The organism is Vibrio sp. ES.051 (assembly GCF_002563795.1).
Taxonomy (GTDB): Bacteria; Pseudomonadota; Gammaproteobacteria; order Enterobacterales; family Vibrionaceae; genus Vibrio.
Genome location: NZ_PDJL01000006.1, coordinates 1 through 12,860, shown reverse-complemented (window position 1 = coordinate 12,860; position 12,860 = coordinate 1). Strand labels below are relative to the sequence as shown.

The 12,860-nt window shown below is 46.9% G+C and carries 5 protein-coding genes, 2 tRNA genes and 2 rRNA genes; 7 read left to right on the top strand and 2 right to left on the bottom strand.

The genetic code is table 11. The features are described 5' to 3' along the window. Nucleotides 1–319: 319 nt before the first annotated feature. Complete coding sequence (locus tag ATG66_RS17180) at nt 320–1,774, bottom strand: lytic transglycosylase F (RefSeq protein ID WP_179885749.1); 1,455 nt, start codon at nt 1,772–1,774, stop codon at nt 320–322. A 172-nt stretch (nt 1,775–1,946) separates the two neighbouring features. After that, the gene (locus ATG66_RS17175; protein ID WP_098416449.1) at nt 1,947–2,675 is read right to left on the bottom strand and encodes an outer membrane protein assembly factor BamD; all 729 of its coding nucleotides are present in this window, start codon (nt 2,673–2,675) and stop codon (nt 1,947–1,949) included. Between the two features lie 136 nt (nt 2,676–2,811). On the opposite strand from ATG66_RS17175, the gene rluD reads away from it, so the two are divergent. From rluD to ATG66_RS17140, 7 genes are all read left to right on the top strand, one after another. Beyond that, nucleotides 2,812–3,789, top strand: a complete 978-nt coding sequence (rluD, locus tag ATG66_RS17170) for a 23S rRNA pseudouridine(1911/1915/1917) synthase RluD (RefSeq protein ID WP_098416448.1) — start codon at nt 2,812–2,814, stop codon at nt 3,787–3,789. A gap of 1 nt (nt 3,790) precedes the next feature. Beyond that, nucleotides 3,791–4,519, top strand: coding sequence for a peptidoglycan editing factor PgeF (pgeF, locus tag ATG66_RS17165; protein WP_098416447.1), 729 nt, complete (start codon nt 3,791–3,793; stop codon nt 4,517–4,519). A gap of 139 nt (nt 4,520–4,658) precedes the next feature. Beyond that, nucleotides 4,659–7,232 (top strand): ATP-dependent chaperone ClpB, encoded by a 2,574-nt coding sequence (clpB, locus tag ATG66_RS17160; RefSeq protein WP_098416446.1) that lies wholly within the window; start codon nt 4,659–4,661, stop codon nt 7,230–7,232. A 558-nt stretch (nt 7,233–7,790) separates the two neighbouring features. Beyond that, nucleotides 7,791–9,343 (top strand): 16S ribosomal RNA (locus ATG66_RS17155). A gap of 68 nt (nt 9,344–9,411) precedes the next feature. Beyond that, nucleotides 9,412–9,488: transfer RNA gene (locus ATG66_RS17150), tRNA-Ile, on the top strand. A 42-nt stretch (nt 9,489–9,530) separates the two neighbouring features. Further along, nucleotides 9,531–9,606: transfer RNA gene (locus ATG66_RS17145), tRNA-Ala, on the top strand. 293 nt (nt 9,607–9,899) lie between these two features. Continuing rightward, a 23S ribosomal RNA gene (locus ATG66_RS17140) occupies nt 9,900–12,789 on the top strand. Together the 16S and 23S rRNA genes with 2 tRNA genes alongside form the textbook arrangement of a ribosomal RNA operon. Nucleotides 12,790–12,860: the final 71 nt, after the last annotated feature.

Genomic DNA, 12,860 nt, shown 5'->3' with positions numbered 1-12,860 from the left:
TTCCTCTGTTGCATCCCTTATGGGTTAAGTTCAGGTTACTGCTTTAAGTATAAAAAAATGTGACTTAAGTCACTAACTGATGATGGGTTTTTACGATAAAAAATCAATGTGATCTCACTCAAGATCTGTTGAGATTTATCATGAAATTGCTTGTTATCGGTTAGTAAATCATTAGATTGGGCAAGAGAGCTCAGCTGAAAACGTCCACGTTTTTAGGGAAGCTGTACGGCCGATTATTTGTAGTGACCAAAATTTAACTAGATAAAAATTGTGATATTGATCCCTTCAGCTTCTCAGCAAATAGAGTTTAAAAAGCCGCTTAGTGAATAAGCGGTTTTTTTGTGTCTGGCGTTTGGCTGATTTTTCGTAGCGGTATCATGAAAACAGGGTCCTTGGGAGTCAGTGAAGCCCGATCTAGACTTTTAACTTGGTCCAAACTTTCTAGCTGTTTGTATATTATGTAATAGCGATTAATGCTGGTGACGTACCCAACCGTTGAGCTTAAACTTTTCCGCATCACGACTTCTACGTTATTGAACCAAACGTTAGGGTCGTAGCCTTGCTGGGCAGCACGTTTACGCATTCGCTCTACATTACCGGGGCCAGCATTGTAAGCCGCTAAGGTAAAATAAAGTTTGTTTTCCGCTGTAATAGCAGGATCACTGAAGTACTGTTTACGCAAAAATGCTAAGTACTTCACCCCGGCATGAATATTGTTTTCTAGCTGCCGAACGTTTTTTATATTGATATTCGGGTCTCGAGCCGTGCTGGGTAATACTTGCATTATGCCGACTGCCCCTCGGCTTCCCACTAGGTCGTTATTAAAGCCGGATTCTTTATAAGCGACTGCGGCGATCAGTAAATAATCGATATCGTATTTTTCACCAAAGTGCGCAAACAGCGTAGTGAGTTTTTCTAGTTGAGCAATTTTCTTGGGATTGAGGGCTTTGTTTAGCCAACCAGTGTTATCGATGTATTTTCCGTAAATGACGTTACCGAGCAGTGTCCCAGAGCGAGACTTCTGAATAAACTGGTTCACGACGGCTTTCAAATTTGGGCTGTTTTCCCGCATTGCCCAAGCGATTTTACCATTTTCACGGATAGGGATTTTTTGGTGAGCCCGAATATCATCCATCACTTTAAGCCAAAGTTTGGCTTTATGGCTATCGAGAGCAATGGCTTTGACGTAACCATTGTTGAGCATCCCAACCAACTCGTAGTCTTGCAGTGTTTCTTCAATAAAATGTACGACAACGGGCGGCAAGCCTTTTTTGTTTAGCTGCTTGTTCAGTACTTGAATACTCTCAAAGTAGCTGGAACTAGCACGTACCCAAACCTCTTGGTCGCTCAGTTGCTCAATGTCAGTCATGGTTGGTGTACTTTTGTTCGTGACTACCCACTCTTCAATACCAGTGAGAATTGGTGAACTAAAGTCTACTTTTTGTTTACGTGTATCGGTAATGGTCAGATTGGCAACGACTAAATCACCTGAGCCATTTTCTAAGGCAGGAAGTAGTTGGTCGCGGGCAATAGGAATGATTTGTACGTTAAGTTTCGGTTTGAACTTACGAAGGTCTTTTTCGAAATGAGCCAGTAGTTCCGCGCCTACTCCTTTTGGTGTACCGCCCTCAATGTAATAGAAGCCTAGATCAGCAGAAACGAGGACACGTAAAACATTCTTCTCTTTAATAACATCGAGATCCCCAGTGTAAGGAGGTTGCTTGAGTGGTGATATTTGCAGTGCGCAAACGGAAGCAGACAATAAGAGCAGCATAACTGCGCATAGCTTAGGTATCGTCACGTTCACATCCTTTTATAAAGGGGGAGGGGAACTTTAAGCATATGTAGAGCCCCGTCGATCATCAAGCAAGGGCAGAAGACGCTATTGCGGGTAATAAAAAACCGCCACGGTAAAAACGGTGGCGGTTTAGTTTAAAGCAGCTCAGTTACTTCACAGGGTTGAGCTCGATAAGCTTTTCAGTTCTTGCTACGGCATCTTCCAACCCAAGCTGTTTATAGGCCTCTAACTGGATAGTCAGTGACTTACGTGCCGCTTCTGTGTCTGGGAATGCTTTTTGTAGCTCTTGACTGCGATTAATTGCAGCAATCCAAGCTTCGCGGCGAAGGTAGAAATCAGCCGTGGCTAGGTCGTAATTCGCTAGGCGGTTTTTCAATGCCACCATACGCTTTTGTGAATCTTCTGCATAAGGGCTATTCGGATAACGTTGAAGCAGCTTTTTGAAGTCATCAAATGCTTTTTTAACTGGCTCCGGATCGCGATCACTTCGGTCTACGCTAAATAAGTCATGCATGAAGTTACGATCTTGTGCCATGTGGCTTAAGCCACGCATGTATAACACCCAGTCCATTTTTTCGTGGGTTGGGTTTAAACGCATAAAGCGAGAAATGGTTGCTAAACCTAATGCTAGATCGTCGTTTTTGTAGTACGCATAGATGAGATCAAGCTGTACCTGTTCTGAGTAGGCACCAAATGGGTAACGTGAGTCTAATGCTTCCAGTTTCTCAATCGCAGAAAGCCAATTACCACTTTGAAGAGAGATCTGCGCGTCTGCATACAGTTCTGAAGGCGGCACATCAGGAACGATTTCTTCTTTGCTTGCACATCCAAACAGAAGGGATACCGCTAAAAGGCCTGTTAAAGTCTGACGTTTCATATCAGGAGTCTGTTCCTTGAATCTAAATATTTCTTAAGCTGTCGTTACTTTCTTTACAGTAACAGATACAATGGGGTAATAGTTTATTTTTCCACAGTCGTGAGCATTAGTCTCACAGTTTTTAAAAAAGTTCGATATGGCTCAGCAGATAGTATTAACAAATACCGTAAAAGATAGCCAATTAGGTCAGCGTTTGGACCAAGCTATCGCCGAATTATTCGCGGACTTCTCTCGTTCTCGCCTGAAAGAATGGCTCGTTGACGGGAAAGTTCAAGTGAATGGTGAAGTTGTCACTAAGCCTCGTACCAGAGTAATGGGTGGCGAGGAAATTATATTGCAAGCCGAGTTGGAAGATGAAGAACGCTGGGAAGCGCAAGATATCCCGCTAGATATCGTCTTTGAAGATGACGATATTATCGTTATCAATAAGCCTCGTGATTTTGTCGTCCATCCTGGTGCTGGCACACCTGATGGCACAGTGCTCAATGCATTATTGCATCATTATCCAGACATTGCAGAAGTACCTCGTGCAGGTATCGTGCACCGTTTGGATAAGGACACAACAGGGTTGATGGTGGTGGCGAAAACCGTTCCAGCACAAACCCGTTTAGTGCGTGCATTGCAAAAGCGTAATATCACGCGTGAATATGAAGCGATTGCGATCGGGCGTATGACCGCTGGTGGTAAAGTGGAGCAACCTATTGGTCGCCACTCGACAAAACGCACATTGATGGCGGTGACTCCTACGGGGAAACCCGCGGTCACGCATTACCGCGTAGCGGAGCACTTTCGTGAACATACGCGCATTCGTCTACGCTTGGAAACGGGCCGTACACACCAAATTCGTGTGCATATGTCATACCTGCAGCATCCACTACTGGGTGATACTGCTTATGGCGGTCGTGCGCGGATTCCGACTGGGGCTTCCGAAGAACTCACAGAGATGATTCGCGGCTTTGATCGTCAAGCATTACACGCGGTAATGTTGCGTTTTGAGCACCCAGTGACAGGTGAAGAACTTGAGTTTCACGCTCCTGTGCCAGACGATATGGTGGTTATGACGGAAGCACTGCGTAGAGATACAGAAGACCACGGTTTACCGGAAGAATTCTAATTTGAAGATAATCACTCCTAACTGGCCTGCACCTAAAAATGTCAAAGCTTTTGCCTCTACTCGTATTGGCGGCTTTTCGACTGCTCCCTACCAAGGGTTAAATTTAGGTGCCCATGTTGGGGATGATTTATTTATCGTTGAGGAAAACCGTAACTGGTTGGTGCAACAATCAAATATGCCGAGTACACCAGTCTGGTTGAATCAAACTCACTCTACAGTTGTTGCACGAGTGAGTGAGCCTACCTCTCAAGTTCTTGATGCAGACGGCGTATTTACTTCTTCAAGTGATGTGGTTTGTACAGCAATGACAGCAGATTGCTTGCCTGTAATATTGACTAATACGCAAGGTACACAAGTGGCTGCTGTTCATGCTGGCTGGCGTGGTTTAGCTAATGGCATCATTGAAAATGCGTTAGAGCTGTTTTCAGGTGAAGTGATGGCATGGCTTGGTCCTGCAATTGGCCCACAGGCATTTGAAGTCGGAGAGGATGTATTACAAGCTTTTGTCGATTTCGATTCACAAGCCCACCAAGCGTTTACTCCGCAAGATATTGAAGGTAAATGGTTGGCTGATATGTCTAGATTAGCAGCACAACGTCTGAACCAAGCTGGTGTCACGCAAGTTGTCGACTCTGGGCTTTGTACTTACCACGACAAAGACTCCTTTTACTCCTACCGCCGCGATGGCGTAACAGGGCGACAAGCTACATTTATCTGGATTGAAGACTAGCCATTAAGCGCCAAAATGCATAGGTCTTCTATTTTGGCAACATAATCTTTATTCATTCACTCCCTTGAAATTCCTCCCACGAGTATCCATCTTTCAACTGTCAAAAGTGTTTTCTCTAGTTGAGATTAGGAAGGTAGATATGCGTCTTGACAGATTCACAAGTAAGTTTCAAATCGCGATTTCGGATGCTCAATCATTAGCATTAGGGCGCGATCATCAATATATTGAGCCTGTCCACTTGATGGTGGCTTTGCTTGACCAAAATGGTAGTCCAATTCGTCCATTACTTACGATGTTAGATGTGGACGTTACTCACTTGCGCTCTAAATTGAGTGAGATGCTCGACCGATTACCGAAAGTAAGTGGTATCGGTGGTGATGTGCAACTCTCTAGTTCGATGGGCACTGTGTTTAATCTATGCGACAAAGTGGCGCAAAAGCGTCAAGACTCCTACATTTCTTCGGAAGTCTTCCTGCTTGCAGCTCTAGAGGATCGCGGTCCACTCGGTAAATTGCTCAAAGAAATTGGGTTGACCGAACAAAAAGTCAGTCAGGCGATCGAAAAAATCAGAGGCGGTCAAAAGGTTAATGATCCTAACGCAGAAGAACTGCGCCAAGCGTTAGAGAAGTTCACTATAGATCTAACTGAGCGAGCAGAGCAGGGCAAGCTGGATCCGGTGATTGGCCGAGATGATGAAATTCGCCGAACCATTCAAGTTCTACAGCGCCGTACTAAGAATAACCCAGTCATCATTGGTGAGCCAGGTGTAGGGAAAACCGCGATAGTAGAAGGGCTTGCACAGCGTATCGTAAATAATGAAGTGCCAGAAGGTTTGCGTGGACGCCGAGTTCTTTCATTAGATATGGGCGCGCTAGTCGCTGGTGCTAAATACCGAGGTGAATTTGAAGAACGCTTAAAATCGGTACTTAACGAGCTGGCTAAAGAAGAAGGCAACGTCATTCTGTTTATTGACGAGATTCATACTATGGTTGGTGCAGGTAAGGGTGAAGGCTCGATGGATGCAGGGAACATGCTGAAACCAGCATTGGCCCGCGGTGAACTTCACTGTGTTGGCGCAACAACACTCGATGAGTACCGCCAATACATTGAGAAAGATGCTGCATTAGAGCGCCGTTTCCAAAAAGTACTGGTGGATGAACCATCGGTTGAAGATACGGTGGCGATTTTGCGTGGCTTAAAAGAGCGCTATGAGCTTCATCATCATGTTGAAATTACTGATCCTGCTATCGTTGCGGCAGCAAGTTTGTCACATCGATACATTTCTGACCGTCAGTTGCCAGACAAAGCGATCGACCTAATAGATGAAGCAGCATCAAGCATTCGTCTACAAATAGACTCTAAACCGGAGTCACTAGACAAGCTTGAGCGAAAAATCATTCAATTAAAGATCGAGCAACAAGCATTAAGTAATGAGCATGACGAAGCGAGTGAAAAACGCCTTAAAACACTCAACGAAGAGTTAAGCGAAAAAGAACGTGAGTATGCAGAGTTAGAAGAGGTTTGGAATACCGAGAAAGCCGCGTTATCAGGAACCCAGCATATAAAATCGGAGCTTGAGCAAGCACGTATGGACATGGAGTTCGCTCGTCGCGCGGGCGATTTAAACCGTATGTCTGAGTTGCAATACGGACGTATTCCTGAACTTGAGAAACAACTTGATCTGGCGACTCAAGCAGAAATGCAAGAAATGACCTTATTACGCAACAAGGTCACCGACAACGAGATTGCGGAAGTACTTTCTAAGCAAACCGGCATTCCTGTTTCTAAAATGCTGGAAGCAGAAAAAGAGAAATTGCTTCACATGGAGGAGGCTCTACACAACCGTGTCGTAGGACAGGAAGAAGCAGTGACGGTTGTGTCGAACGCTATTCGTCGTAGTCGAGCAGGGCTTTCTGACCCAAACCGCCCGATTGGCTCCTTCTTATTTTTAGGACCAACGGGTGTTGGTAAAACGGAACTGTGTAAAACACTCGCTCGTTTTATGTTTGACAGTGAAGATGCAATGGTACGTATTGACATGTCTGAGTTCATGGAGAAACATTCAGTGGCGAGATTGGTTGGTGCGCCTCCAGGTTATGTTGGCTATGAAGAAGGTGGCTACTTAACTGAAGCGGTACGTCGTAAGCCATACTCAGTCATACTACTGGATGAGGTTGAGAAAGCGCATCCGGATGTGTTCAATATCTTATTGCAAGTGCTGGATGATGGGCGTTTAACCGATGGTCAGGGTAGAACAGTCGACTTCCGTAATACGGTTGTGATTATGACCTCAAACTTAGGGTCTTCGCAAATCCAAGAAAACTTTACAAGATTGGATTATCAGGGCATTAAGAGTGAAGTGATGGATATCGTTAGTAAACACTTCCGTCCAGAGTTCTTAAACCGTGTTGATGAAAGTGTGGTGTTCCACCCACTGGGTCAGGAGCAGATCAAATCTATTGCTTCTATCCAATTGGAGCGCTTAGCGAAACGATTAGAAGATAAGGGCTACCAATTAGAAGTGTCGGATAAAGCTCTCGATCTGATCGCTCAAGTTGGTTTTGATCCTGTATATGGTGCTCGACCTCTAAAACGTGCAATCCAGCAAAATGTCGAGAACCCATTAGCTAAGTCTATTCTTGCTGGTGAAATATTACCGGATCAGAAAATTCAGCTTATAGTAAACAATGATAAAATTGTTGCTCACCAATAAATAAAGGGTAATTGTTCTTTAGGAACGATATAACGTTTATGTTTTAGGGGCCCCAAAGGCCCCTTTTTTTTTATTTTGTTGCTTATAGGTGGTCGTTTTCTATACGAACGGTGTGAGAGCAGAGCTTTTTTTATAAAATAGACTTGTGTTCTGTTTTTAACTCCCTATAATTCGCCTCCGTTGTCAAAGAAAAGCCGCTAGGCAAAACGAAGATAACAAGACGGTTGAGTTTAAGTTAACTCGCAGAGGAAGCTTATAAAAAAAGTGTTTGACACAACAAGTTATCTCGCTAGAATGACCGTCCGCTTTAAGAGAAACGCTTCTCGAAAAGCAAGCTCTTTAACAATATAGACCTATCAATCTGTGTGGGCACTCGTTGATGATAATCGAATTAGAAGCTTTTGCTTCAAATACGGTTTCAATGAACTGAGTGACCAATCGAGATTAACTTGTTTAATCTTGGCACAGTCAATTCATTATCGTTCTGTTGGAACGATAATAGCTTTAAAATTACGTTTGTAGTTTTGAAGTCAGTATTCGTTGAGCCGACAAAATCTTAAATTGAAGAGTTTGATCATGGCTCAGATTGAACGCTGGCGGCAGGCCTAACACATGCAAGTCGAGCGGAAACGACAACATTGAGCCTTCGGGTGATTTGTTGGGCGTCGAGCGGCGGACGGGTGAGTAATGCCTAGGAAATTGCCCTGATGTGGGGGATAACCATTGGAAACGATGGCTAATACCGCATAATGCCTACGGGCCAAAGAGGGGGACCTTCGGGCCTCTCGCGTCGGGATATGCCTAGGTGGGATTAGCTAGTTGGTGAGGTAAGGGCTCACCAAGGCGACGATCCCTAGCTGGTCTGAGAGGATGATCAGCCACACTGGAACTGAGACACGGTCCAGACTCCTACGGGAGGCAGCAGTGGGGAATATTGCACAATGGGCGCAAGCCTGATGCAGCCATGCCGCGTGTATGAAGAAGGCCTTCGGGTTGTAAAGTACTTTCAGTCGTGAGGAAGGGGATATCGTAAATAGCGGTATTCTTTGACGTTAGCGACAGAAGAAGCACCGGCTAACTCCGTGCCAGCAGCCGCGGTAATACGGAGGGTGCGAGCGTTAATCGGAATTACTGGGCGTAAAGCGCATGCAGGTGGTTTGTTAAGTCAGATGTGAAAGCCCGGGGCTCAACCTCGGAATAGCATTTGAAACTGGCAGACTAGAGTACTGTAGAGGGGGGTAGAATTTCAGGTGTAGCGGTGAAATGCGTAGAGATCTGAAGGAATACCAGTGGCGAAGGCGGCCCCCTGGACAGATACTGACACTCAGATGCGAAAGCGTGGGGAGCAAACAGGATTAGATACCCTGGTAGTCCACGCCGTAAACGATGTCTACTTGGAGGTTGTGGCCTTGAGCCGTGGCTTTCGGAGCTAACGCGTTAAGTAGACCGCCTGGGGAGTACGGTCGCAAGATTAAAACTCAAATGAATTGACGGGGGCCCGCACAAGCGGTGGAGCATGTGGTTTAATTCGATGCAACGCGAAGAACCTTACCTACTCTTGACATCCAGAGAAGCCGGAAGAGATTCTGGTGTGCCTTCGGGAGCTCTGAGACAGGTGCTGCATGGCTGTCGTCAGCTCGTGTTGTGAAATGTTGGGTTAAGTCCCGCAACGAGCGCAACCCTTATCCTTGTTTGCCAGCGAGTAATGTCGGGAACTCCAGGGAGACTGCCGGTGATAAACCGGAGGAAGGTGGGGACGACGTCAAGTCATCATGGCCCTTACGAGTAGGGCTACACACGTGCTACAATGGCGCATACAGAGGGCGGCGAGCCAGCGATGGTGAGCGAATCCCAAAAAGTGCGTCGTAGTCCGGATTGGAGTCTGCAACTCGACTCCATGAAGTCGGAATCGCTAGTAATCGTGGATCAGAATGCCACGGTGAATACGTTCCCGGGCCTTGTACACACCGCCCGTCACACCATGGGAGTGGGCTGCAAAAGAAGTAGGTAGTTTAACCTTCGGGGGGACGCTTACCACTTTGTGGTTCATGACTGGGGTGAAGTCGTAACAAGGTAGCGCTAGGGGAACCTGGCGCTGGATCACCTCCTTATACGAAAGATTATTGCGATGAGTGTTCACACAGATTGATACGGTTTATAAAGTTTAAGAGACGATACTGGGTCTGTAGCTCAGGTGGTTAGAGCGTTCGCCTGATAAGCGAGAGGTCGGTGGTTCGAGTCCACTCAGACCCACCAATTTCCTTCCCAGAAAATTGGCATACAGTATCGACACCTGATGGGGCTATAGCTCAGCTGGGAGAGCGCCTGCCTTGCACGCAGGAGGTCTGCGGTTCGATCCCGCATAGCTCCACCATCTTTAAGCGCATTCAATGAGTGTGTTTAAACATGGTTTTCATCAGAAAACTTTGCTCTTTAACAATTTGGAAAGCTGACTGATAACAACAACGTTGTTATCAAATAAAGTTCTCAATGTTTATCGTAAAGATAAACACCAAAACAACACATTCAAGTGTTCTTGGGAATGTCACTATTGCAGTGATTATTCGAAATTGAGTCCGGCAAAATCGAAATGTCTCTCGCTCATTCAAATAATGAGAGACAACTTTGGTGATTTGAACATCAACTCGAAACTCCTTCGGGTTGTATGGTTAAGTGACTAAGCGTACACGGTGGATGCCTTGGCAGTCAGAGGCGATGAAGGACGTATTAACTTGCGATAAGCCCAGATTAGGCAGTAAAAGCCACTTGAGTCTGGGATTTCCGAATGGGGAAACCCACTTACATAAGTAAGTATCGCTATGTGAATACATAGCATAGCGAGGCGAACCGGGGGAACTGAAACATCTAAGTACCCCGAGGAAAAGAAATCAACCGAGATTCCGAAAGTAGCGGCGAGCGAAATTGGACTAGCCCTTAAGCTTTATAGGCGTCAGGTGAACAAGCTGGAAAGCTTGGCGATACAGGGTGATAGCCCCGTAACTGACGACGCATATGCAGTGAAATCGAGTAGGGCGGGACACGTGATATCCTGTCTGAATATGGGGGGACCATCCTCCAAGGCTAAATACTACTGACTGACCGATAGTGAACCAGTACCGTGAGGGAAAGGCGAAAAGAACCCCTGTGAGGGGAGTGAAATAGAACCTGAAACCGTGTACGTACAAGCAGTAGGAGCACCTTCGTGGTGTGACTGCGTACCTTTTGTATAATGGGTCAGCGACTTATATTCAGTGGCAAGGTTAACCATCTAGGGGAGCCGTAGCGAAAGCGAGTGTTAACTGCGCGACTTAGTCTCTGGATATAGACCCGAAACCAGGTGATCTAGCCATGGGCAGGTTGAAGATTGAGTAACATCAATTGGAGGACCGAACCGACTAATGTTGAAAAATTAGCGGATGACTTGTGGCTAGGGGTGAAAGGCCAATCAAACCTGGAGATAGCTGGTTCTCCCCGAAAGCTATTTAGGTAGCGCCTCGGACGAATACTACTGGGGGTAGAGCACTGTTAAGGCTAGGGGGTCATCCCGACTTACCAACCCTTTGCAAACTCCGAATACCAGTAAGTACTATCCGGGAGACACACGGCGGGTGCTAACGTCCGTCGTGGAGAGGGAAACAACCCAGACCGCCAGCTAAGGTCCCAAATTACTACTAAGTGGGAAACGATGTGGGAAGGCTCAGACAGCCAGGATGTTGGCTTAGAAGCAGCCATCATTTAAAGAAAGCGTAATAGCTCACTGGTCGAGTCGGCCTGCGCGGAAGATGTAACGGGGCTAAGTAGTAAACCGAAGCTGCGGCAATACTCTTTGAGTATTGGGTAGGGGAGCGTTCTGTAAGCGGTTGAAGGTGTGCCGTAAGGCATGCTGGACGTATCAGAAGTGCGAATGCTGACATGAGTAACGATAATGGGGGTGAAAAACCTCCACGCCGGAAGACCAAGGGTTCCTGTCCAACGTTAATCGGGGCAGGGTGAGTCGACCCCTAAGGCGAGGCCGAAAGGCGTAGTCGATGGGAAACGGGTTAATATTCCCGTACTCAATCAAATTGCGATGGGGGGACGGAGAAGGCTAGGTGGGCCTGGCGACGGTTGTCCAGGTTCAAGTGCGTAGGCTGAAGAGTTAGGTAAATCCGGCTCTTTTTAAGGCTGAGACACGACGTCGAGCATCTACGGATGTGAAGTCATTGATGCCATGCTTCCAGGAAAAGCCTCTAAGCTTCAGATTTGATGGAATCGTACCCCAAACCGACACAGGTGGTCGGGTAGAGAATACCAAGGCGCTTGAGAGAACTCGGGTGAAGGAACTAGGCAAAATGGTACCGTAACTTCGGGAGAAGGTACGCTCTTGGCGGTGAAGTCCCTTGCGGATGGAGCTACTAGGAGTCGCAGATACCAGGTGGCTGCAACTGTTTATTAAAAACACAGCACTGTGCAAAATCGTAAGATGACGTATACGGTGTGACGCCTGCCCGGTGCCGGAAGGTTAATTGATGGGGTTAGACTTCGGTCGACGCTCTTGATCGAAGCCCCGGTAAACGGCGGCCGTAACTATAACGGTCCTAAGGTAGCGAAATTCCTTGTCGGGTAAGTTCCGACCTGCACGAATGGCGTAATGATGGCCACGCTGTCTCCACCCGAGACTCAGTGAAATTGAAATCGCTGTGAAGATGCAGTGTACCCGCGGCTAGACGGAAAGACCCCGTGAACCTTTACTACAGCTTGGCACTGAACATTGACCCTACATGTGTAGGATAGGTGGGAGCCTTTGAAGCACGTACGCCAGTATGTGTGGAGGCAACCTTGAAATACCACCCTTGTAGTGTTGATGTTCTAACTTAGCCCCCTCATCGGGGGTGAGGACAGTGCCTGGTGGGTAGTTTGACTGGGGCGGTCTCCTCCCAAAGCGTAACGGAGGAGCACGAAGGTGGGCTAAACACGGTTGGACATCGTGTGGTTAGTGCAATGGCATAAGCCCGCTTGACTGCGAGAATGACAATTCGAGCAGGTGCGAAAGCAGGTCATAGTGATCCGGTGGTTCTGAATGGAAGGGCCATCGCTCAACGGATAAAAGGTACTCCGGGGATAACAGGCTGATACCGCCCAAGAGTTCATATCGACGGCGGTGTTTGGCACCTCGATGTCGGCTCATCACATCCTGGGGCTGAAGTCGGTCCCAAGGGTATGGCTGTTCGCCATTTAAAGTGGTACGCGAGCTGGGTTTAGAACGTCGTGAGACAGTTCGGTCCCTATCTGCCGTGGGCGTTGGAGAATTGAAAGGGGCTGCTCCTAGTACGAGAGGACCGGAGTGGACGAACCTCTGGTGTTCGGGTTGTGTCGCCAGACGCATTGCCCGGTAGCTAAGTTCGGGATCGATAACCGCTGAAAGCATCTAAGCGGGAAGCGAGCCTTGAGATGAGTTCTCCCTGATACTTTAAGTATCCTAAAGGGTTGTCGTAGACTACGACGTTGATAGGCAGGGTGTGTAAGTGCTGCGAGGCATTGAGCTAACCTGTACTAATTGCCCGTGAGGCTTAACCATACAACACCCAAGGGGTTTTGATGGACTCAATACAAGAAAACTTGATTGTGTTAAAGAACTGAAACAGCTTT

Excerpts from the sequence above, each read along its gene's own strand:
- ATG66_RS17180 (WP_179885749.1), bottom strand. The coding sequence starts at position 1,774 with ATGCTGCTCTTATTGTCTGCTTCCGTTTGCGCACTGCAAATATCACCA.
- ATG66_RS17175 (WP_098416449.1), bottom strand. The coding sequence starts at position 2,675 with ATGAAACGTCAGACTTTAACAGGCCTTTTAGCGGTATCCCTTCTGTTT.
- rluD (WP_098416448.1), top strand. The coding sequence starts at position 2,812 with ATGGCTCAGCAGATAGTATTAACAAATACCGTAAAAGATAGCCAATTA.
- clpB (WP_098416446.1), top strand. The coding sequence starts at position 4,659 with ATGCGTCTTGACAGATTCACAAGTAAGTTTCAAATCGCGATTTCGGAT.